21 protein-coding genes and 1 riboswitch (1 of these 22 running past the window's edge) are annotated in these 22,062 nt (G+C 30.9%); of the genes, 15 read left to right on the forward strand and 6 right to left on the reverse strand.

From position 1 onward, the window contains the following. The 3 genes in view from ACU4C5_RS11260 to ACU4C5_RS11270 are tightly spaced (at most 28 nt apart) and all read left to right on the forward strand, a layout consistent with a single transcriptional unit that may run on beyond the window. Nucleotides 1-142 carry the 3' end of a 3'-5' exonuclease gene (locus ACU4C5_RS11260; protein ID WP_446844310.1) on the forward strand. The gene continues 359 nt to the left of window position 1, outside the view, so the window shows 142 of its 501 coding nt (coding positions 360-501); its start codon lies beyond the left edge, outside the window; the stop codon is at nt 140-142. Nucleotides 143-163: 21 nt separating this feature from the next. Further along, nucleotides 164-667: an SHOCT domain-containing protein gene (locus tag ACU4C5_RS11265; RefSeq protein WP_446844311.1), complete on the forward strand. Its 504-nt coding sequence runs from the start codon at nt 164-166 to the stop codon at nt 665-667. A 28-nt stretch (nt 668-695) separates the two neighbouring features. Then, complete coding sequence (locus tag ACU4C5_RS11270; RefSeq protein WP_446844312.1) at nt 696-1,634, forward strand: hypothetical protein; 939 nt, start codon at nt 696-698, stop codon at nt 1,632-1,634. A 16-nt stretch (nt 1,635-1,650) separates the two neighbouring features. Here ACU4C5_RS11270 and metF read toward each other — a convergent pair whose 3' ends face one another. The 6 genes from metF to ACU4C5_RS11300 form a co-directional block, all read right to left on the reverse strand. Then, entirely contained in the window at nt 1,651-2,607 is a 957-nt protein-coding gene (gene metF / locus ACU4C5_RS11275; RefSeq protein ID WP_446844313.1) for a methylenetetrahydrofolate reductase [NAD(P)H], read from the reverse strand. 99 nt (nt 2,608-2,706) lie between these two features. Then, the gene (gene metH, locus ACU4C5_RS11280; protein WP_446844314.1) at nt 2,707-5,379 is read right to left on the reverse strand and encodes a methionine synthase; all 2,673 of its coding nucleotides are present in this window, start codon (nt 5,377-5,379) and stop codon (nt 2,707-2,709) included. Nucleotides 5,380-5,384: 5 nt separating this feature from the next. Beyond that, nucleotides 5,385-6,398 (reverse strand): homocysteine S-methyltransferase family protein, encoded by a 1,014-nt coding sequence (locus tag ACU4C5_RS11285; RefSeq protein WP_446844315.1) that lies wholly within the window; start codon nt 6,396-6,398, stop codon nt 5,385-5,387. Beyond that, nucleotides 6,391-7,560, reverse strand: coding sequence for a trans-sulfuration enzyme family protein (locus tag ACU4C5_RS11290; protein WP_446844316.1), 1,170 nt, complete (start codon nt 7,558-7,560; stop codon nt 6,391-6,393). The genes ACU4C5_RS11285 and ACU4C5_RS11290 overlap by 8 nt, the downstream gene beginning before the upstream one ends. A 20-nt stretch (nt 7,561-7,580) precedes the next feature. Further along, complete coding sequence (gene thrA / locus ACU4C5_RS11295) at nt 7,581-10,979, reverse strand: bifunctional aspartate kinase/homoserine dehydrogenase I (RefSeq protein ID WP_446844317.1); 3,399 nt, start codon at nt 10,977-10,979, stop codon at nt 7,581-7,583. A gap of 6 nt (nt 10,980-10,985) precedes the next feature. Continuing rightward, a complete protein-coding gene (locus ACU4C5_RS11300; protein ID WP_446844318.1) occupies nt 10,986-12,272 on the reverse strand; it encodes an O-acetylhomoserine aminocarboxypropyltransferase/cysteine synthase family protein in 1,287 nt (428 codons plus the stop codon). Nucleotides 12,273-12,402: 130 nt separating this feature from the next. Further along, a riboswitch (SAM riboswitch) is annotated at nt 12,403-12,521 on the reverse strand. Nucleotides 12,522-12,750: 229 nt separating this feature from the next. Between ACU4C5_RS11300 and ACU4C5_RS11305 the strand changes: the two genes are divergently transcribed. The 12 genes from ACU4C5_RS11305 to ACU4C5_RS11360 all read left to right on the forward strand — a co-directional run bounded on the left by ACU4C5_RS11305 (nt 12,751) and on the right by ACU4C5_RS11360 (nt 21,997). Continuing rightward, a complete protein-coding gene (locus ACU4C5_RS11305; protein WP_446844319.1) occupies nt 12,751-13,110 on the forward strand; it encodes a hypothetical protein in 360 nt (119 codons plus the stop codon). A gap of 78 nt (nt 13,111-13,188) precedes the next feature. Next, entirely contained in the window at nt 13,189-13,821 is a 633-nt protein-coding gene (locus tag ACU4C5_RS11310) for a Crp/Fnr family transcriptional regulator (protein WP_446844320.1), read from the forward strand. A 68-nt stretch (nt 13,822-13,889) separates the two neighbouring features. After that, nucleotides 13,890-14,678 carry a sulfite exporter TauE/SafE family protein gene (locus ACU4C5_RS11315; RefSeq protein ID WP_446844321.1) on the forward strand — a complete coding sequence of 263 codons (789 nt, stop codon included), beginning with the start codon at nt 13,890-13,892 and terminating at the stop codon, nt 14,676-14,678. A 59-nt stretch (nt 14,679-14,737) separates the two neighbouring features. Beyond that, nucleotides 14,738-16,150, forward strand: coding sequence for an MBL fold metallo-hydrolase (locus tag ACU4C5_RS11320; RefSeq protein WP_446844322.1), 1,413 nt, complete (start codon nt 14,738-14,740; stop codon nt 16,148-16,150). Between the two features lie 151 nt (nt 16,151-16,301). Continuing rightward, nucleotides 16,302-16,643: a rhodanese-like domain-containing protein gene (locus tag ACU4C5_RS11325; protein ID WP_446844323.1), complete on the forward strand. Its 342-nt coding sequence runs from the start codon at nt 16,302-16,304 to the stop codon at nt 16,641-16,643. A 1-nt stretch (nt 16,644) separates the two neighbouring features. Continuing rightward, the gene (locus ACU4C5_RS11330) at nt 16,645-16,914 is read left to right on the forward strand and encodes a heavy-metal-associated domain-containing protein (protein WP_446844324.1); all 270 of its coding nucleotides are present in this window, start codon (nt 16,645-16,647) and stop codon (nt 16,912-16,914) included. A gap of 12 nt (nt 16,915-16,926) precedes the next feature. Further along, nucleotides 16,927-17,925 carry a c-type heme family protein gene (locus ACU4C5_RS11335; protein ID WP_446844325.1) on the forward strand — a complete coding sequence of 333 codons (999 nt, stop codon included), beginning with the start codon at nt 16,927-16,929 and terminating at the stop codon, nt 17,923-17,925. Then, complete coding sequence (trxA, locus tag ACU4C5_RS11340) at nt 17,918-18,214, forward strand: thioredoxin (protein ID WP_446844326.1); 297 nt, start codon at nt 17,918-17,920, stop codon at nt 18,212-18,214. Before ACU4C5_RS11335 ends, trxA begins: the two co-directional genes overlap by 8 nt. Next, entirely contained in the window at nt 18,214-18,795 is a 582-nt protein-coding gene (locus tag ACU4C5_RS11345) for a methyltransferase domain-containing protein (protein WP_446844327.1), read from the forward strand. The genes trxA and ACU4C5_RS11345 overlap by 1 nt, the downstream gene beginning before the upstream one ends. A 482-nt stretch (nt 18,796-19,277) precedes the next feature. Then, nucleotides 19,278-20,609, forward strand: a complete 1,332-nt coding sequence (locus ACU4C5_RS11350; protein ID WP_446844328.1) for a cytochrome ubiquinol oxidase subunit I — start codon at nt 19,278-19,280, stop codon at nt 20,607-20,609. Nucleotides 20,610-20,611: 2 nt separating this feature from the next. Next, nucleotides 20,612-21,685: a cytochrome d ubiquinol oxidase subunit II gene (gene cydB, locus ACU4C5_RS11355; protein WP_446844329.1), complete on the forward strand. Its 1,074-nt coding sequence runs from the start codon at nt 20,612-20,614 to the stop codon at nt 21,683-21,685. Between the two features lie 15 nt (nt 21,686-21,700). After that, the gene (locus ACU4C5_RS11360; protein WP_446844330.1) at nt 21,701-21,997 is read left to right on the forward strand and encodes a hypothetical protein; all 297 of its coding nucleotides are present in this window, start codon (nt 21,701-21,703) and stop codon (nt 21,995-21,997) included. The last annotated feature ends 65 nt before the right edge of the window (nt 21,998-22,062 follow it).

Consider the following 22,062-nt stretch of genomic DNA (forward strand, 5'->3'; position numbering starts at 1 on the left):
GATTTATAAGGCAAAAGGATATAAGCCGGCTAAACTTAATGCCTGTTGTGAGGTTCATAATATTGAATTGATACATCATGAGGCTTTGTCTGATGCTCGTGCTTGTGCTAAATTATTTTTAATTGCTCAAGAGTTGAAATAATTGATTTATTTGAAAGCATTTTTGTATAAAATTAAATGGCTGTTATTAGTTGTTGGTATTTTGTTTTGCATGATTGGATTTATGGTGAAATTACCTGTTCCTTTTAGAAAAATGGATCAGGAGTTACATGCTCTTTTTTATTTTTTTGCAGCTGCTTTTATTAATGTTTTTTTTGGTGATAAAAAGTTGGTAACTCATTTGGCTATTTTTGGAATGTTATTGTTCTTTAGCGTGCTAATTGAGTTTGTTCAGCAGTACTCTAATATTTTTTTTAATAAACGTATTCACGGTAGATTTGACCCACAAGATTTAAAATATAATATTTTTGGTTTGGTGGGGTTTTCATTTTTTTGGATGTTTTATTATTTGATTGGTATTTCAAATCCTAACACTAAAGATATTGGTAGTGTTGGAGTTTTACCTGAGATTGAAAAAATTGAACAATTAAAAACATTGTTTAATTCTGGAGGAATTACTCGTTTAGAATTTGAGAATAAAAAGTATGAGCTTCTCAAACGTATTTAAAATTATTATTATATTCAAGTCTTAGATTATGATTAAAAATTATATCACGTTTATTGTTTTAATAGCTCTTTTTGTAGCTTGTAAAAACGATGCTAAAAAAGAAATTCCTTATTTTGAAGGTGATATTTCGTTATCTGAATCTAGAGGATTGTATGGTAGTTTGTTTAAAATACATACTACATATACGTTATCTGAAAATTATTTAAAAAGAGAACAAAGTTTAGGCGGTGTTAACAGTGTTTTTAATGTGTATTCGGGAATTATCATTGATTTAGAAAAAGATAGCATTGTTTTGTATCATGTAGATAAAAGTTCGTCTAAGAAAAATAAGCATACTGTAAGTATTCATGACTTTAAAACTAATCCTAAATATCAAAATTTCCCAACTACTTTTCCTTCACCTGTAGATCATACATTTAAATTATTACCAAGTTATGAGGAGATTAATCGTGTAAATGATTCTACTTTAATTAAAAAATATAATACCGATTACACGCTTTATAATGATACTTCTAAAATTTTAAAGCAAGAGGTTTTTGATACTAAGGATGTGAAAATTAAACGCGAATTATTAGAAATGGTTATTACTGATATCCCAGACAATATAAATTTTGTTTTACAATCAAATTTACGAACTACGATTACCGATATAAAAAATGATTCTATTGTAAATGGAGAACAAAGTAAAGCTGTAAATGGTTTTTTACGTGATATATTTAATAAGAATGATGAAAAAACCGATTTACAAAAAATAGCGAGCAACAAATGGGTGAAAATCGGACTTAATATCCTTAAAAAAAGTGTTGATTTAAATATTCATATCACTTCTGAAATTGATGAATTAAAACCACGTAAAATTTTAAGTACAGAATTTAATTTCCCATCACTCGATTTTATTGAAATCTCCGATATTGATGATTTTATAGATACATTGCCTACCGGAGAAAGTATTGATTTTGATGATTAAAATTATTGTTTTGGTGTTAACTAATACACTCCATAATTTGTTCAATATTATCAGATTTTCCCATCGAGTAGTAGTGTAATAACGGAACACCTTGCTCAATAAGTTCTAAACTTTGTTGAATACACCATTCAATTCCTAGCTGTCTTACCGCATTATTATCATTACATTTTATAACTTCATTTATTAAATCGTTAGGTAAATCAACCTTAAAACGATGCGGAATTAAATTCAACTGTTTTCTAGTAGATAAAGGCTTCAACCCCGGAATAATTGGAACAGTAATACCTTCTTCTCTACATTTTTTAACAAATTCAAAATACTTTTCGTTATCAAAAAACATTTGAGTTACCACATAATCGGCACCATGTTTTATTTTCTGTTTTAAAAAATGAATATCACTATCCAAACTTGGTGCTTCCATGTGTTTTTCGGGATAACCTGCCACACCAATACAAAAATCAGTTTTGCAACAATTTAATAACTCATCATCCAAATACTCACCTTTATTAAGTTCCGAAATCTGTTTCACTAAATCACTAGCATAAGTATGACCATCAATTTCAGGTTTAAAATACGTCTCACTTTTTACTGCATCACCGCGCAATGCCACAACATTATCTATACCTAAAAAATCTAAATCAATTAAAAAATTCTCGGTATCCTCTTTATCAAAACCACCACATAAAATATGCGGAATCGCATCTACATGATATTTATTCTGTATTGCCGCACAAATACCAACAGTTCCAGGACGTTTTTTTACCACTTGGCGTTTCAATAAATTATTTCCTTGTGGCTTATAAATATATTCTTCACGGTGGTAAGTGACATCTATAAATGATGGATTAAACTCCATTAGCGGATCAATATTATCAAAAATAGATTGTATATTTTTTCCTTTTAAAGGCGGTAATATTTCAAAAGAAAACAATGTTTTACCCTTACTTTTCTCTAAATGCTCTGTTACTTTCATTATTATATATTTTTTGGGCGTTACCACAAGAGTCGCGCTTTACACTATATCTTTTTTTCGTACCTCAAAAAAGGATGCCGTTGCAATCGCTAACGCCAACTAATCTGCGATGTTAGGATGTAGCCATTTTTTGGCTTTTTCTGTTGTGATGTCTTTTCGCTTCGCATAATCTGATACCTGATCATCTGTAATTTTACCTAATCCAAAATATTTAGCATTTTCATTAGCAAAATAATATCCCGAAACCGTTGCGGCTGGCCACATGGCTAAACTTTCGGTAAGCGTTACACCAATTAGTTTTTCAACCTGTAATAATTCCCAAATGGTTTCTTTCTCTAAATGATCTGGACACGCAGGATAACCTGGTGCCGGACGAATACCTTTGTAGTTTTCTTTAATTAAATCTTCCTTAGATAAGGTTTCATCATAAGAATATCCCCAATGTTTTGTTCTAATTTGCTTGTGTAAATATTCGGCGAAAGCCTCAGCAAAACGATCTGCAATTGCTTGTACCATAATTCCGTTATAATCATCACCTTTAGCTCTGTAACTATCTGCGAGTTCTTGTGCACCAAAAATTCCCACACAAAAAGCACCCATATAATCTGTTTTACCCATTTCTTTTGGAGCAATAAAATCTGATAATGCATGATTTGGAATCCCTTCACGCTTCTTTAATTGCTGACGTAAGGTTCTAAAAATAGCAATTTCTTTTCCGCTTTTTTGAATAGAAATATCATCATCATTAATAGTATTGGCTTCAAATAACCCAAAAACTGCTTTCGGTTTTAAAAGTTGCTTAGCAATAATTTCTTGAACCATTGTTTGCGCTTCTTTATACATAATTGATGCTTGTTCACCAACAACTTCATCGGTTAAAATATCTGGAAATTTCCCATGTAAATCCCAACTTCTAAAAAACGGACTCCAATCTATAAAGGGTTCTAGTTCTTTTAAACTTAACATTTTTAGAATTTGAACACCTAATTCTTTAGGCTTTACAATTGGCGAAGTATTCCAATCAATTTTCAACTTTCGTTTACGCGCTTCTTCAATAGATATATAAGATTTTCCTTTTCCTCGTTTTAAGAATTTCGTTCTAAACTCATTATAATCCTGTTTTAATTTCGCAGTATATAAATGATTTGTTTTAGGGTTTAATAAATCACCAACTATTGTTACTGCTCTCGAGGCATCATTTACATGAACAACTGCATTTTTATATTCTGTATCAATTTTTACAGCCGTATGTGCTTTTGAGGTTGTGGCTCCACCAATTAATAACGGCACCACAAAATTCTGACGTTCCATTTCCTTAGCTAAATACACCATTTCATCTAACGATGGTGTAATTAATCCGCTTAAACCAATCACATCTACTTTTTCTTTTTTAGCCGTTTCAATAATTTTTTCTGGAGGAACCATAACTCCTAAATCAATAATTTCGTAATTGTTGCAACCCAAAACTACACTTACAATATTCTTCCCTATATCATGAACATCACCTTTTACTGTTGCCATTAAAACGCGTCCTAAAGCTTGTTGTTTTTCGCCTTTTTCGGCTTCAATAAATGGATTTAAATAGGACACAGCTTTTTTCATTACACGAGCAGATTTTACCACTTGTGGTAAAAACATTTTTCCAGCTCCAAATAAATCGCCCACTACGTTCATACCAATCATTAAATTACCTTCAATAACTTCAATAGGTTTTTCAGCTTGTAGTCTTGCAGTTTCTATATCTTCAATAATAAAAACATCAATTCCTTTTACTAAAGCGTGCGTAATTCTGTCTTGTAATGGGGTTTCTCTCCAAGATAAGTCGAGACCTTTTTCAATTTTTGACCCTTTTACGGTATCGGCGAAATCTAATAAACGTTCGGTTGCATCATCTCTTCGGTCTAAAAGAACATCTTCAACATGTTCTAATAAATCCTTCGGAATATCATCATAAACCTCCAATAATGCAGGATTTACAATTCCCATATTCATACCTGCTTGAATAGCGTGATATAAAAACACCGAGTGCATCGCTTCACGTACACCATCATTTCCGCGGAATGAAAACGACACATTACTAACACCACCACTTACCGAAACATTTGGTAAGTTTTGACGTACCCAACGTGTGGCTTCAATAAAATCTATAGCGTTTTTACGGTGTTCATCCATTCCTGTTGCCACAGGGAAAATATTTAAATCGAAAATAATATCTTCACTAGCAAAGCCAACCGTATTCACTAAAATATCATACGATCGTTGGGCTATTTCTATTCGACGTTTATAATTATCGGCTTGTCCTTTTTCATCAAAAGCCATTATTACAACTGCTGCTCCGTAACGTTTTATTTGTTTTGCTTCAGCTATAAATTTTTGTTCACCTTCTTTTAAAGAAATAGAGTTAACCACACATTTTCCTTGTACAACTTGTAAACCAGCTTCAATAATTTCCCATTTTGAACTGTCAATCATAATTGGAACTCTACAAATATCGGGTTCAGCAGCAATGAGATTTAAAAACTTAACCATGGCTTGCTTACCATCAATTAAACCATCATCAAAATTAACATCAATAATTTGTGCACCACCATCTACTTGATGACGTGCAATATTTAAAGCTTCATCAAATTTCTCTTCTTTAATTAAACGTAAAAATTTACGAGATCCGGCAACATTTGTACGTTCTCCAACATTTATAAAATTGCTATTTTCGTTTAAAACTAAAGGCTCTAAACCAGATAATTTGAGATATTTTGTTTGTTTTACTTTCATGACTATTAGTTTTTAAAAGTATGATAAGTATTACTTTTTCTAGGTTTATATTTTGAAGCAATATGTGCGATGACTTTAATATGCTCAGGCGAAGTTCCGCAACAACCACCAATAATATTTATTAAATCTTTCTTTAGATATTCTTCAATCTGTTGTCCCATTTCTTCAGGAGATTCATCATATTTTCCAAATGCATTTGGTAATCCAGCATTTGGATGTGCCGAAATTGCAAAATTTGTTTTACTTGCAATAGTTTCTAAATGAGGTTGTAATAAATTAGCACCTAAAGCACAATTAAAACCCACAGATAATAACGGAATGTGAGATACTGAAATTAAAAAAGCTTCTGCAGTTTGACCCGATAATGTTCTTCCTGAAGCATCGGTAATTGTTCCGCTTAACATGATGGGAACCTCAATATTACGTACTTCTTTTACTTCTTCAATAGCAAATAAAGCAGCTTTTGCATTTAGGGTATCAAAAACAGTTTCTACTAATAAAATATCTGCGCCGCCATCTAATAAACCTTCCACTTGTAATTTATACGCCACACGTAATTCATCAAATGTAACCGCTCTAAAACCTGGGTCATTTACATCTGGTGACATACTTGCTGTTCGGTTTGTTGGTCCTATTGAACCTGCTACAAAACGAGGTTTTTTCGGGTTTTTAGCTGTAAATTCATGAGCAACTTCTTTAGCTATTTTAGCAGATTCATAGTTTAATTCGTACACTAAATCTTCTAGTTGATAATCGGCCATTGCAATGGTTGTTCCAGAAAATGTATTGGTTTCAATAATATCTGCACCAGCTTCAAAATAAAGTTTATGTATATCTTTTATGGCTTGTGGTTGTGTTATTGACAACAAATCGTTGTTACCTTGAAGTGGAGTAGGGTGTGTTTTAAAACGTTCGCCTCTAAAATCAGCTTCGGTAAATTTATAGGCTTGTAACATCGTTCCCATCGCACCGTCTAGGACTAAGATTTTTTGTTGTAATTCGTGATATATATTAGGCATTTTTTAAGGCTTGTTTTAAATCATTTATAATATCTTCGGAATGTTCTAATCCTACTGAAACTCTAACTAATCCGTCCGAAATTCCAACTTCCAATCTCTCTGCTTCAGATAAACTTCCATGAGTTGTACTTGCAGGATGTGTTACTATTGAGCGTGTATCACCAAGATTTGCAGATAAAGAACAGAGTTTAATATGGTTTAATAAATTTCTACCGGCTTGAATACCTCCTTTAATTTCAAAGGCAACAACGTTACCTCCAAGTTTCATTTGTTTTTTAGCGATTTCGTATTGTGGATGTGATTTTAAAAATGGATATTTTACAAATTCTACTTGTTTATTATCTTCTAGAAACTGTGCGATTTTTAGAGCATTTTCAGCATGCTTTTCAACTCTAAGCGCTAAGGTTTCTATACTTTTTGATAATATCCAAGCATTAAATGGTGACATTGCAGGACCTGTATTTCTTGCAAATAAATGAATTTCTCGCATTAATTCTTTATTTCCAACGGTAACACCTCCTAAAACTCGTCCTTGTCCGTCAATTAATTTTGTAGCAGAATGTATTACTAAATCTGCACCAAATTTTATGGGTTGTTGTATATAAGGTGTCGCAAAGCAATTATCTACAATAAAAATTAGATGATGCTTTTTGGCGAGTTTTCCTAAAACTGATAAATCTAAAATATCTACCGATGGATTTGTAGGCGTTTCTATGTATAGAATTTTTGTGTTTTCTTTAATTAAACTTTCTACTAAATGGACTTCATTAACCTTAAAATACGAGGTTTCTATATACCATTTAGGTAGAAATTTGGTAAAGATACTATGTGTTGATCCAAATACTGAACGGCAAGAAACTACGTGATCTCCGGCATTTAATAACGCTGCAAATGTTGAAAATATAGCAGACATTCCGGTAGCAAATGCGTAACCAGCTTCCGCACCTTCCATATCCACAATTTTGTCTATAAACTCAGTAGTGTTTGGGTTTGTAAAACGGCTGTATAAATTACGTTTTTTTTCTTCTGCAAAAGAGGCGCGCATATCTTCGGCGTCATCAAACACAAAACTAGAGGTTAGATATAAAGGTGTAGAATGTTCTTGAAACTGGCTTCTTTCAGTTTGATTTCTAATAGCTTTTGTTTCGAAATGTCTTTCCATTTATAGAGATTGAAATAGTATTAATTATTACGTTTTGCTAATCGAAGAATATCTCCAAAAACCCCACGAGCAGTAACTTTAGCACCAGCTCCAGCTCCTTGAATGACGATGGGTTGATCTCCGTACGATTCAGTATAAATTTCAAAAATAGCATCGGAACCTTTTAAAGCTCCTAAAGGTGAATCGGCTAAAACAGAAACTAATTTTACATCTAAATTCCCTTTTTCTTTTGATAAATCACCCCATAAATCACCAATATAACGCAAGACATGTTTATCTTTTTGAGCTTCTTTTATGGTTTTGAAATCTGTATCTAAATCTTTTAAGTTTCCTAAGAAATCTGTCTTTGAAATTGTTCTTAAGTCGGTAGGAATTAGATTTTCGATGTTTATATCTTCAAATTCATTTTCTAAATCCAACTCACGAGCTAAAATGAGCAGTTTTCTTGCCACGTCATTTCCGCATAAATCTTCTCTAGGATCTGGTTCTGTAAATCCGTTATCTATAGCTTTTTGCAGTAGACTTGAAAATGATTGATTTTCCGAAGAAAATGTATTAAATAAATAACTTAATGATCCTGAAAACACACCTCTAATCCTCGTGATGTTTTCTCCAGATTCATGTAGTAGTTTTATGGTGTCAATAATTGGTAATCCTGCACCAACATTGGTTTCGTATAAGTATGATTTTTTATAAAATTCTAATTCGTTTCGTAATTCTTTATAGAAAGTATAAGACAACGTATTGGCTATTTTATTAGCTGAAACTAAATCAAATCCTGCTTTTATGAGTGGTATATAATTTTGAACAAAATCTGAATTTGCGGTATTATCAACCGCTATTAAATTTTCTAGATGATGTGTTTTTGCGTAATCTATAACGGTATGTATTGAAGTGTTTTTAGTAGAACTCTGGTTTAAATTTTCTTCCCAGTTATGATCAACTCCGTTACTGTTAAGTAGTATTTTTTTAGAATTAGATACCGCAAAAATATTGAGTTGAATGTGGCGTTTTTGTAATATAGAAGTCACGTTTTCTAAGACTTGATTAATAAGCGTTTTTCCAACAAGACCTTTCCCAAAGATGGCAAGATTTATTTTTTTTGAAACTCCAAAAACTTGTCCGTGTACAACATTTAATGCCTTGTTTAAATCTTCTTTTTTCACTACTAAACTTACGTTTTTCCCTGTAATTGTATTATTGAAGAGTAGTGGCGTAATTTGATTTTTTATAAGCGCATTGTATGGTTGGTGAAACTGACTTAAATCTTGTCCAATTATTGAAATAATCGCCACATTTTTATCAATAGAAATTTGATGTACATCTTGAACTTGAAAATCATTTTCAAATTCTTTATTAAGAGCATTTACAGCAATTTGTGCTTTATGAGCGTCAATAATTAAACCAATACCTCTTTCTGATGAGCCTTGAGAAATGATACTGATACTAATATTATGTGCTTGTAGCACTTTAAAAATTCGTGCATCAACACCAACTTTTCCTAAAAGACCTCTTCCTTCAAAATTAATTAGAGCGACATTATTTATTGACGAAATTGATTTTATACCTTTTAAAGTCGATTTTGAAGTAATTAATGTGCCTTTATCTTCTAAATTGAACGTATTTAAAATTCTAAGATTTATATTTTTTTCAATTAGAGGCACAATTGTTTTGGCATGTAAAATTGTAGCGCCAAAATTTGCAAGTTCATTAGCTTCTGCAAAAGATAATTCTTCAATTTTTTTAGCTGAAGGCACTAAGTTTGGATCGGCTGTAAAAATTCCGTTTACATGTGTGTAGCTTTGTAATTCTTCGGCATCCAAATAATTTGCCAATAGAGAAGCGGTATAATTACTACCGTTTCTGCCTAATGTTGTGGTTTCATTTTTTTGATTTGAAGCAATAAATCCACTAAAAATAGAGATGGTTTTTACAGGAATTTTTTTAAAGAATTCCACTACATTTTTTTTAGAAATAGTTTCAATTGGTAACGCATTCCCAAAATTATTATCTGTAATAATTAATGGTCTTGTATCAACACTTATGGCGTTAATATTATTTTTAATTAATAAGCTTTCAACAACTTTAATAGCTAGTAATTCGCCTTGAGCTAAAATTAAATCTTTAGTTTTTTCGCTATAATCACCTAAAAGATTTACGCCTTCAAGTAGGTTTTCTAAAACTGAAAATTCATGAGATAAATCAACCGTTTGGTTTGGCGCTAATTGATAGGCTTTTAATGTTTCAAAATCATTTTTGTAATCTTGTTTTTGTGCTGCTTTTTCTAAAATAGCTTCTAACTCATTAGTCGTATTTCCTCTTGCAGAAACTACAATAGCAATGTTTTGATCTTCTTTTACTTTTGAAGTTGTAATTTTTAATACATTTTGAATTCCTTCTCCATTAGCTAAAGATCTTCCTCCAAATTTTAAGATTTTTAATTTTTTAGCTTTAGATTTTTCACAAAATATAGGTGCTATAATATCTTGTAGCTGTTTGTATTCAATAAGAAAAGCATCATGACCATGTACGGAGTTTATTTCCTTATAGGTGACGTTTTCTTTAGTTTGCGCAATGGTTTTAAACGTTTGCTTGTTTTCTTCCGCAGAAAAAAATAAATCTGAGTTAACGCCAATAATATGAATGTTAGCATCAATACTATCTAAAATATCTATTGGTAATGTACCATCTTTGGTAACATCAATAGTTTTTAATAGCTGATTCATTAATTTATAAGACGCCAATTGATAACGTTCTTGCAGTTTTTCGCCATGATGTAACAGCCAACTTTCAATATTAAAAATCTTTAATTCTTCGTTTTTAGAACGTTTAAAACGGGATTTAAAAGACTCAGGCGTTCGGTAACATAACATTGCATGCATACGCGCATCATGAACAGGTTGGCTAGAGTTGACTAAAAATTGTTCTTGTATTTGACAGTTTGCTATTAACCAATCTGTAGATTTCCAATCGGTTGCCACCGGAATAAAATGCTGTGTGATTTTGGTGTTTAAAATAACCATTTCCCAAGCAATTCCTCCGCCAAGAGAACCTCCAATTAGCGCAAATAATTTATTGATTTTTAACGCTTTTAAACCTAATAAAAATAGATTAGCAATATCTCTAGCTATAAAATTTTTATAGTCTTCAATTATAAATTCATCATAACCATTACCAGGAATATTAAATGTTATAATGGTATATTTATTAGTATCTATGGTTTTATTTTGACCTATCAAATCTTTCCACCAACCTTCAGTACCAGCTACATTACTATTTCCGGTAAGGGCGTGATTTACCAAAATTATAGGTGCGCTATGTAATGATTTACCGAAAATTTGGTAAGACAACGGAATGGTTATTGTCTTACCGCTTTCGGTTTTAAAATCTGATATTTTAATAGTATGAAGCTGTTGCATTTTAAATTAGATTTTTGAGTTTATAACTTTAAAAGCATTCAATAAATCGGTTTTTAAATCTTCTACATCTTCCAATCCTATAGATAATCTAATTAAATCTTTAGTAACACCTGTTGCTTCTTGTTGCTCATCATTTAATTGTTGGTGCGTGGTACTTGCTGGGTGAATAATTAGCGATTTGGTATCTCCAATATTTGCTAACAGTGAAAATAACTTAGTGGTGTCTGCAATTGTTTTTGCTGATTCAAAACCGCCTTTTATACCAAAAGTAACGAGTCCGCTTTGTCCTTTTGGTAAATATTTTTCAGCTAATTTTTTGTATTTACTACTTTCTAATCCAGGATAGTTTACCCAAAGCACTTGATCTTGTTGCTCTAACCATTTTGCAATTTCTAAAGCACTTTCGCTATGTCTTTTGATTCTGATTTCTAAAGTTTCTAAACCTTGAATAATTTGAAAAGCGTTAAACGGACTTAAAGCAGCTCCGTAATCGCGTAATCCTTCAATACGAACTTTTGCAATAAATGCCGCTTCTTTTAAAACATCGGTGTAAACTAAACCATGATATCCTGCTGAAGGTTCAGTAAATTCGGGAAATTTTCCGTTTGCCCAATTAAAAGTTCCGGCATCAATAATAACACCACCTAGCGAGGTTCCGTTTCCATTAATATATTTTGTTAGCGAGTGAATAACAATATTTGCACCGTATTTAATTGGGTTGAGTAGGGAAGGAGTTGCTACCGTATTATCTACAATTAGCGGCACTTGAGCTATTTTAGCTTCGTTTGCTATGGCTTCAATATCTAAAACATCTAACTTCGGATTTCCTAAAGATTCAATAAAGAAAGCTCTTGTGTTTGGGGTTACAGCATTTTTAAAGGCTTCAATATCCGAAGGATCAACAAAAGTTGTAGTAATCCCGTGTCTTGGTAAAGTGACATTTAATAAATTGTAAGTTCCACCATACAAACTACTTGAAGCCACAATATGATCTCCTGTTTTTAATAATGTTAGTAGTGTAGTTGCAATAGCTGCAGTACCAGAAGCTGTTGAAACTGCTGCAATTCCGCCTTCTAAAACGGCTAGACGTTCTTCTAAAATAGAATTTGTAGGATTGTTTATTCGGGTGTAAATATTACCAGGTTGCGATAAACTGAATAAATTTGCAGCATGATCTGAATCGTTAAAAACATAAGCTGAAGATTGATAAATAGGAACCGCTCTAGTTCCTCCATTTGTAGTAACATCGTGACCTGCATGCAACGCGTTTGTTGCGAATTTTTGTGTACTCATTTTTCTTTTTTTTTGAGTTAATAAAAAATTAAAACAAAAAGTCAATGCTATCTGTAAAATGATAGCTCTATGAGAAAAATGTTAAAAAGAAGTTGCTGAAAATTTTAAAAGATATTTTTAAAATTTACACGCGTTATCTATCCATAAAACCTAAAATAAGTTTTGGTAGAATTTAGCACCTTCTTTATAAAATATAAAGGGTTGCTAAGGCTTCAAAGGGTCTAATCCCTCCACCTTTCTTGATAACATAATCAATAAGATATTGAACTTTATGAACACAAAGATTGTTTAATTAAAATGGATTTTCCAAATTTTTTTTCAGAATTATAATTTAATTAAGAAGATAGATACTTATAATTTGATGACATTTTTAAAAGTTTGAAACCATTTTAATATTGAAAAATTCACAATGATTAATCACATTATTTTGATTAAAAAACAATAAAGAATTGTTACTTTGTATTCAAATAAAAATAGAATGACAATTAGCGATATAGGAGGTGATTACAACATTGTAGGACAGAATCAAGATGCTGAAAAGCACACATATAAAGGCACACTTTCTTTACAAGTAAATAATAAAAATCAAGTACTTGCCGAATGGTATATTGGTGAAACCCAAACACAGGTAGGAATAGGTTTTTTTAAGAACAATATTTTAGTAATTAATTTTAAATATAAGGGAGAAGATGATCAAATTTATAAAGGTGTTGTAGTTTATAAATGTTTAACTAAAGATTTTTTTGAAGGTTTTTGGTCTGAAGATTTTGGAGATTCCATGTATTTGGGAGAAGAAAAATGCTTTCGTATTTTAAAAAATAGCACACTTTTAAATTAAGTTTTTTATATAAATAATAAAACAAGTCCACTTAATTTCAACAATAATAGTATATTTAATTTTCCTAATAAAAGGTTTATGATAGATCATTTAAAACAACATTACGGCTATATTTTTGAAGATGAGTTATTAGAAGAAATTCATCGTGTAGCTGTTGTTAAACAAGTTAAAGAGGGAGATAAACTTATTGAAATTGACAACTATATTACAGCAATGCCATTACTATTAAGCGGTGCCGTAAAAATTATAAGAGAAGATAAAGATGGTTATGAATTGGTGTTGTATTTTATTGAAAAAGGAGATACTTGTGCAATGACACTATCGTGTTGTATGGGACAGAAAAAAAGTAAAATTAGAGCTATTGCTGAAACAGATACAGAATTATTGATGATTCCTGTTGAAAAAATGGGACTTTGGATGAGTACGTATAAAAGTTGGCAAAACTTTATTTTACAAAGTTATTATGAACGCATGACTGAACTTCTTGAAGCGATTGATACGATTGCTTTTTTAAAAATGGACGAAAGAGTATTTAAATATCTAAAAGATAAAGCAATGATAAATCATAACCATATCGTACAAGTGACACATCAACAAATTGCTAACGATATGCATACTTCTCGTGTTGTTATTTCAAGGTTGTTAAAAGCTCTAGAAAACGAAAAAAAGATTCAACTTCATAGAAATGCAATAACTATTTTAGAACTTTAATTGATGTGTAACTTTTATTACTTTCAAATTAAAAAGAGTAACTTACCTTTGTTAAAAAATAGATTATAGTGGTTGATATTTTAGGATATATAGGGGCGTTTTTAATTGGAGGAGTCCTTGGACTTTTAGGTGGAGGTGGTTCCATTTTAACGGTACCATTATTAGTGTATTTATTAGGCTTTAATCCTGTAGTGGCCACAGCATATTCGTTATTTGTAGTTGGCTCATCATCTATTGTTGGTGTTATTCAGAAGCATCAAAAAAAATTAGTCGATTTTAAAACTGGATTGTTATTTTGTTTTCCATCATTTGTAGCTGTTTATATAACTAGACGTTATGTGGTACCAAATATACCTGATGTTATTTTTAAGATTGATAACTTTCATTTAACTAAAGGTATGGCAATTATGGTGTTTTTTGCTTTAGTGATGATTATGGCAGCCAGCTTAATGATTAAAACAAAAAAGGAAACACAGCAAGAAAAACAACAACAACCTTATTATAAGGTGTTTATTCAAGGTTCAATTATAGGATTAATTACTGGATTAATAGGTGCAGGAGGTGGTTTTTTGTATGTACCAGCATTAGTATTATGGTCTGGGTTACCTATGAAAAAAGCTGTAGGAACTTCATTAATAATCGTCGCATTAAACTCCCTCGTAGGTTTTTATGGCGATTTGCAAAATTTAGATCCCGATTGGAATTTTCTACTTATTTTTTCAGCACTTACCGTTCTCGGAATTTTAGTAGGAGGATTTCTTTCAAAATATATTTCGAATAAAAAATTAAAAAAGAGCTTTGGCTACTTCATATTAGTCATGGCCGTTTATATTATAATAAAAGAATTTACAAAATAACATCACAAATTTTATCTTTGTAAATTGAAGATTACAGATAGAGCATTAAAGAATTAATTATGAAAATAGAACAAATATATACAGGATGTCTAGCACAAGGTGCTTACTATATTGAAAGTGAAGGTGAAGTTGCAATTATTGACCCTCTACGTGAAGTATCGCCATATATAGAGCGTGCAAAGAAGGATAATGCCAAGATTACTTATATTTTTGAAACTCATTTTCATGCCGATTTTGTTAGCGGACATGTTACATTATCAAAACAAACTGGCGCACCAATTGTATTTGGACCAAATGCAGCACCTAGTTTTAAGGCTATTGTAGCAACAGATAAACAAGTCTTCAAATTAGGAAATATTACAATTACAACTTTACATACTCCAGGTCATACTATGGAGAGTACCACGTATTTATTAAAAGATGCTAACGGAAAAGATTATGCGATTTTTAGTGGTGACACCTTATTTTTAGGAGATGTTGGGCGACCAGATTTAGCTCAAAAAGGTGCCGATTTAACACTAGAAGATTTAGCAGGTTATTTATACGATAGTTTACGCACACAAATTATGCCTTTAGCAGATGATGTGATTGTATATCCTGCGCATGGTGCTGGTTCAGCTTGTGGAAAAAACATGATGAAAGAAACGGTTGATACTTTAGGGAATCAAAAACAGATGAATTACGCTTTACGTGCCGATATGACTAAAGCTGAATTTATTGAAGAAGTAACCGATGGGTTATTACCACCACCACATTATTTTCCTTTAAATGTAAAGATGAATAAAGAAGGATATGATGATATTGATACCGTAATTAAACGCGGTACAAAAGCATTATCTCCGGCAGAATTTGAAGCGATTGCAAATGATACCGAAGCAATCATTTTGGATGTGCGTCACCAAACCGAATTTGTAAAAGGATTTATTCCTCGCTCAATTTTTATAGGAATTGATGGCGGTTTTGCACCATGGGTTGGCGCATTAATTAGAGATGTCAAACAACCTATTTTATTAGTTGTTGATGCCGGTAGAGAAGAAGAAACAATTACACGTTTATCTCGTGTTGGATTTGATAATACTATTGGGTTTTTAGACGGAGGATTTAATGCTTGGAAAGCAGCAGGTAAAGCAACAGATGATTTAATCTCTATCTCTGCCGAAGAATTTAAAACACGTTTAGAAACTTCAGAGATTCCTGTATTTGATGTTAGAAAAGAAGGCGAATTTACTGCTGCTCATATTGCAGATGCACATTTTACTCCTTTAGATTTCTTAAACGATTATATTTCAGAATTTCCTACCGATAAAACATTTTATGTACACTGTGCTGGAGGATATCGTTCGGTGATTGCAGCATCCATATTAAAGAGTAGAGGTATTCATAATCTAGTAGATGTTGCTGGAGGTTTTGGAGCTATTAAAAAAGCAGGCATTCCTGTAACAGATTTTGTTTGTCCTTCAACATTAAAATAAAAACAAACACATCTTTAAAGAGCGTAAATTACATCAGTTGTAGTTTACGCTTTTTTTTTGATATGTAACAAAGGTTACTAATAAGTTGTTTCAAATCAATTAATTTTATGACATAATATGTTTTAGTAATAAAAGAAAACACATCGTTATTATGTCTATATTTTCAAGATTATTTGGTGAAAAAACACCACAAAGTAAAGCAATAAAAGTATTGTCTCCATTACATTTTAAAACAAAAATCACTAATAATAACGTACAGTTAGTTGATGTAAGAACGCTTAATGAATTTAATACGCAACATATTAATAAAGCAATTAATATTGATTTTTTTTCAAATAATTTTCAAGAAAAATTTAACAAATTAAATAAAGATCAGGCTGTTTACATATACTGTAGAAGTGGAGGTAGAAGTAGAAAAGCTTCAAATAAATTGGCAACATTAGGTTTTCTTGAAATATATGATTTACAAGGAGGACTTTTAAACTATAAATAAAATGAAAACATCAATAATAGTACAAAATTTAAAATGTGGTGGTTGTGCACATACCATTATCACAAAACTTTTAGAGATTAAAAATATTTCAGATATAAATATTGATATTGAAGAACGTAAAGTTGCTTTCAAATACATAAATGAAGCAGATGCTTTTGCTGTAAAAGATAAGCTTAAAACTTTAGGCTATCCTTCTGCAGGTGATGATAATAATTTGGTGTCTAAAGCAAAGTCTTTTGTAAGCTGTGCAACAGGGAAAATGTTAAAATAAATAATATTTAAAATGAAAAATTTAATACTATTAGTCTGCATTTCCTTGTTTTTTTTTAACTGTAATAATTCTAAAAAGAAAGAATATACAGCTTTTGAAAAGCAAATGGAGGCAAATAAGCATCCTGGTAAAAAATTAATGGAAACTAATTGTTATACGTGTCATAATTCTACAGATAATCAATCAGATAGGATAGGTCCGCCTATGATTGCTATAAAGAAACATTATATAAATGAAGCAACAACCAAAGCACAATTTATAGAAGAAATCAAAACTTGGGTTAAAAATCCAAATGCAGATAAAGCTAAAATGGTTGGAGCTGTTAAAGAATTTGGTGTTATGCCAAAACAATCTTTTCCAGAAGAAACCATTGCTGAAATAGCCGATTATATATATGATTTTGAAATAGAACAGCCAGAATGGTTTGAAAATCATTTTAATGAAGAAAAAGGGAGAAATCTTAAAAATGATGCACAGAAAGAAGACCTTAAAGCTAATGATGATACTTTGTCTTATGCAAAACGAGGTTTAAAATATGCTTTAGCAACAAAAGCAATTCTAGGGAAAAATTTAATGGGAACCATTCAAAAAAAAGGAACCTTAGGCGCTTTAGTTTTTTGTAATGAACAGGCATATCCTTTAACAGATAGTATGTCTGTATTATATAATGCAGCAATAAAACGTGTTTCAGATAAACCTAGAAACCTAAATAATAAAGCAAATAACAAAGAATTAATGTATATTAACTCTTTTAAAAATGATATAAAAAATAATATCGAGCCAAAACCAATTGTAGATCAATTAAACGGAAAAGTACACGTGTATTATCCAATAACAACAAATTCCATGTGTTTACAATGTCATGGTAATCCTGAAACAGATATAGCCAAGCCAACGTTTAGTAAACTAGCTGTTTTGTATCCTAATGATAAAGCTATCGGTTATAATATAAATCAGGTTAGAGGTATGTGGAGTGTTATTTTTAGTAAAAAAGAAGGTAGTTATGAGTAAATTTTCAGAATTAATAAATCAAGAGATTCCTGTCCTTGTAGATTTTTATGCAGAATGGTGTGGCCCATGTAAAATGATGAGTCCTATTTTAAAAGATGTTAAAACTAATTTAAAAGATAGAGTCTCTATTATTAAAATAGATGTTGACAAAAATCAAGGAATTGCAGCCAAATATCAAGTTAGAGGTGTACCAACTATGTTATTATTTAAAAATGGAAAGCAAGTTTGGAGGCAATCTGGAGTACTTCAAAAAGATGAATTGATTAACATCATAACAGCACCTTATTAATGGATTTAACTGAAATTTTTTGGGATAATAGGTATAAAGTCTCAGATATTGGTTGGGATTTAGGTGAAGTTTCTCCTCCATTAAAAGCTTATTTTGATCAATTGACTAATACAGATTTAAAAATTTTAATTCCAGGAGGAGGTAATAGTTATGAAGCAGAATATCTTCATTATAAAGGGTTTAAAAACGTCTATGTTGTAGATTTATCTTTAACAGCATTACAGTCTTTAAAAACAAGAGTCCCTTTATTTCCGTCATCACATCTTATACATGATGATTTTTTTAACACTAATTTATCATGTGATTTAATTATTGAACAAACATTTTTCTGTGCTATTCATCCTGATTTAAGGCCTAAATATGTTGAAAAAACAAATCAGCTTTTAAAACCAAATGGAAAAATTGTTGGTTTACTTTTTAATGCACCTTTAAATCATACACATCCTCCTTTTGGAGGTAATAAAAGAGAATATTTAAATTATTTTGATCCTTATTTTAATATTCTATTCATGGAAGAGGCATATAATTCTTATTCTTCTCGTAAAGGAAAAGAATTGTTTTTTATCATAAAAAAAGAATAAAACATCAGAAAGGGTGCTTTTTATGTGATAAATATCATGTTTTTTACTGAAATAGTATGTTATTTTTAAACAATTAATAATCATAAAACTTAATAGTATGATCTCTCAAAATATAATTTTATCTAATTGGAATAATGGTGTAATAATGATTGCAGTTTTTGGACTTGTTTGTCTAACTCTAATAGGAGTTATTATTAATTTCATGATGAATAGTGATAAAAAAAAGGATAGCACAGAAGAGTAGTGTACTTTTATAAAAAATGAGATTAATATAATTTTTAGTATTAATTTTATAAATAACTATTCAATATGCTTTATGACTGTTTATAGGTGTAAATACAGAATATTTTAATAGTAAATATTGTTTTTATTTATACTGAAAATCTCACATTAAATGTAAACTTAAAAAAGAGTTTTTTTGTAATAAAAGTTACACAGTATTTAAGCATTGTGTCGTATTTTTATAGTCTAAAAACTAGGCTATGGAAGACATGCTCTTTTACGATAGATTGCAGTTTGCATTTACTATCACATTTCATTATATATTTCCGCAATTAACCATGGGATTATCATTATTGATCGTCTTTTTTAAATGGAAATATTTAAGAAATAACATCGAAAAATATAACAATGCAGCAAAATTTTTAATGAAAATTTTTGCTATTAATTTCACCATGGGAGTGGTTACTGGTATTCCAATGGAATTTCAATTTGGTACCAATTGGGCTAAGTTTTCAGAACTTACAGGAGGTATAATTGGTCAGACGTTGGCAATGGAAGGGATGTTCTCATTCTTTTTAGAATCCTCTTTTTTAGCGCTCTTTATTTTTGGTGAAAAGCTAATGGGACAAAAACTACACTTTTTAACTGGGTTTTTAGTCTTTTTAGGCTCTTGGGCAAGTGGATGGTTTATTTTAGCTACTAATGCTTGGATGCAGCATCCTGTAGGATATGAGATTTTAGAAAACGGTAAATTTGTTTTAGAAAACTTTTCAGCGTTATTTACTAATCCTTGGTTATTACCAGCCTTTTTGCATAATCAAATAGCTTCTGTAGTTACGTCTTCTTTTGTTGTGGCAAGTATTGGAGCCTTTTATGTATTAAGAAATAGACAAGTAGAATACGGGAAACTATTTTTAAAAACAGGTGTTATTTTTGGATTAATATCTAGTGTATTGGTTGCTTTTCCAACAGGTGATTGGAATGCTAAGAACGTTGCAGAATATCAACCAGCAGCATTTGCAGCTATGGAAGGAATTTTTGAAACAGAAGAGGCTGGAGCCGAAATTGTTTTAGTTGGACAACCTAATATGGTTGAAAAAAAGTTAGATAATAAAATAGCAGTCCCTAATATATTAAGCTTTTTAACGCATCAAGATTGGGATAAACAAATCCCAGGAATGGATCAATTTAAAGAAGAAGAATTGCCAAGCAATATTCCTGCGCTTTATTATTCTTACCATATAATGGTTGGTTTAGGTACCATTTTTATTGGTGTTATGGCGTTAGCGCTTTTCTTTTTATGGCGAAAAAAGTTATATACATTAAAACCGTTATTATGGACCATTATGTTTTTAGTGCCATTTCCTTACATCGCAAATCTTACAGGTTGGTACACTGCAGAGTTAGGACGACAACCGTATTTAGTGTATGGATTATTAAAAACTAGCGATGGTATTTCGCCAACAGTATCTTCAGGAAACACATTATTTACATTACTTGGTTTTGTTGCTTTATATATGCTTTTAGGCTTGTTATTTCTGGTCTTAGTTGGTAAAACTATTAATCAAGGTCCAAAACCTCAAACACATTAATTATGGAAGTATTTTGGTATATAGCAATCGCTATTGTTTTAGCAGTATTTTTTGTTTTAGATGGTTACGACTTTGGTACAGGAATCATTCATTTATTCTTTGCTAAAAAAGAAGAAGATAAAGAAGTTATCGCAAAATCGGCAGGATTATTTTGGGACTCTAACGAGGTTTGGTTAGTTGCAGCAGGAGGGATGCTTTTTATGGCATTTCCAACATTTTACGCTTCCGTTTTTAGTGGCTTTTATTTGCCATTAATAATCGTGTTGTGGTTAATTATTTTTAGAGCAATTGGTTTAGAGTTTAGAGGGCAATTTAAATTTCAAATGTGGAAAGATATTTGGGACACGTCATTTGGTGTTTCTAGTTTACTATTAGCCTTATTTTTTGGTATTGCATTAGGTAATATTGTTAGAGGTGTGAATTTAGGAGGTGTAGAAAATGGAGTTTCAGCTTACGAAGGACACTATTTTTTCTTACCCTTATGGGATAGTAGTTTTAGTCCGTTAAGTGATACGCCAGGTATTATAGATTGGTTTACAATTATTATAGGATTAATTTCTGTGGTAACCTTGGCTATTCATGGTGCTAATTGGGTAATTTTAAAAACCAATTCGTCAATTAATACTAAACTTAAAGGTATTATTTTTAAGTTGAATATCGCACTAGCAATATTAACAGCATTTTCATTAGTTGTATGGCAGGTGGTTAATCCAAAGTCGTTAGATAACTTTATGGATAGACCATATTTAATAGTCTTTCCTATTATTTATCTTACAGGATTAATTGGCTTATTTTTTATTAAAAAACTAAAAAAAGAAAGTCACGGTTTTATGTTTTCTACCTTATTGATTTTAGGAGGAATAACATCATCTTTAGCGTCTTTATTTCCAATTATATTACCCTCTATTAATAGTACTCATGAGCATTTAACTATTTACAATACCGCAGCAGAAAATTATGGTTTGTCTGTAGCCGTAAATTGGGCAATTATTGGTTTTATTCTTATAGTAATTTACTTCATTATTCAAAAAAGACTAATGGCTGGTAAGGTCGATAAAATGGATTACGGACACTAGTGTAAATTAACGATTATGACAGGGACTTTAATTTCATTAATTAGTATTCTTATCGGTATTATTGCCGCAAATACATTTGGTTTTTTTTATAAAAAGTACACTTTCGGGTTTATAGGTAATACGTTAGTTGGTGTTTTTGGAAGCATTTTTTTTATCAAGTCTTTTGGTAGATTAGGTTTTGATCCATGGTCAATAATGCAAAACCAAGATATTAATATAATGTTATTTTCTACTAATTGTATGGTCTCAGCTTTAGGAGGTGTTTTAGGGCTTGTAGTTGCTAAAGGGATATATAAAAAGCTGAATAAGTAACTGTTTATTCAGCTTATATGATAAAAGTCATCTTATTTAATGCCAGTTCATTATATATTTGTTAA

It is taken from the genome of Lacinutrix undariae (assembly GCF_052934785.1).

Excerpts from the sequence above, each read along its gene's own strand:
- ACU4C5_RS11270 (WP_446844312.1), top strand. The coding sequence starts at position 696 with ATGATTAAAAATTATATCACGTTTATTGTTTTAATAGCTCTTTTTGTA.
- metF (WP_446844313.1), bottom strand. The coding sequence starts at position 2,607 with ATGAAAGTAACAGAGCATTTAGAGAAAAGTAAGGGTAAAACATTGTTT.
- metH (WP_446844314.1), bottom strand. The coding sequence starts at position 5,379 with ATGAAAGTAAAACAAACAAAATATCTCAAATTATCTGGTTTAGAGCCT.
- ACU4C5_RS11285 (WP_446844315.1), bottom strand. The coding sequence starts at position 6,398 with ATGCCTAATATATATCACGAATTACAACAAAAAATCTTAGTCCTAGAC.
- ACU4C5_RS11290 (WP_446844316.1), bottom strand. The coding sequence starts at position 7,560 with ATGGAAAGACATTTCGAAACAAAAGCTATTAGAAATCAAACTGAAAGA.
- thrA (WP_446844317.1), bottom strand. The coding sequence starts at position 10,979 with ATGCAACAGCTTCATACTATTAAAATATCAGATTTTAAAACCGAAAGC.
- ACU4C5_RS11300 (WP_446844318.1), bottom strand. The coding sequence starts at position 12,272 with ATGAGTACACAAAAATTCGCAACAAACGCGTTGCATGCAGGTCACGAT.
- ACU4C5_RS11305 (WP_446844319.1), top strand. The coding sequence starts at position 12,751 with ATGACAATTAGCGATATAGGAGGTGATTACAACATTGTAGGACAGAAT.
- ACU4C5_RS11310 (WP_446844320.1), top strand. The coding sequence starts at position 13,189 with ATGATAGATCATTTAAAACAACATTACGGCTATATTTTTGAAGATGAG.
- ACU4C5_RS11320 (WP_446844322.1), top strand. The coding sequence starts at position 14,738 with ATGAAAATAGAACAAATATATACAGGATGTCTAGCACAAGGTGCTTAC.
- ACU4C5_RS11325 (WP_446844323.1), top strand. The coding sequence starts at position 16,302 with ATGTCTATATTTTCAAGATTATTTGGTGAAAAAACACCACAAAGTAAA.
- ACU4C5_RS11330 (WP_446844324.1), top strand. The coding sequence starts at position 16,645 with ATGAAAACATCAATAATAGTACAAAATTTAAAATGTGGTGGTTGTGCA.
- ACU4C5_RS11335 (WP_446844325.1), top strand. The coding sequence starts at position 16,927 with ATGAAAAATTTAATACTATTAGTCTGCATTTCCTTGTTTTTTTTTAAC.
- trxA (WP_446844326.1), top strand. The coding sequence starts at position 17,918 with ATGAGTAAATTTTCAGAATTAATAAATCAAGAGATTCCTGTCCTTGTA.
- ACU4C5_RS11345 (WP_446844327.1), top strand. The coding sequence starts at position 18,214 with ATGGATTTAACTGAAATTTTTTGGGATAATAGGTATAAAGTCTCAGAT.
- ACU4C5_RS11350 (WP_446844328.1), top strand. The coding sequence starts at position 19,278 with ATGGAAGACATGCTCTTTTACGATAGATTGCAGTTTGCATTTACTATC.
- cydB (WP_446844329.1), top strand. The coding sequence starts at position 20,612 with ATGGAAGTATTTTGGTATATAGCAATCGCTATTGTTTTAGCAGTATTT.
- ACU4C5_RS11360 (WP_446844330.1), top strand. The coding sequence starts at position 21,701 with ATGACAGGGACTTTAATTTCATTAATTAGTATTCTTATCGGTATTATT.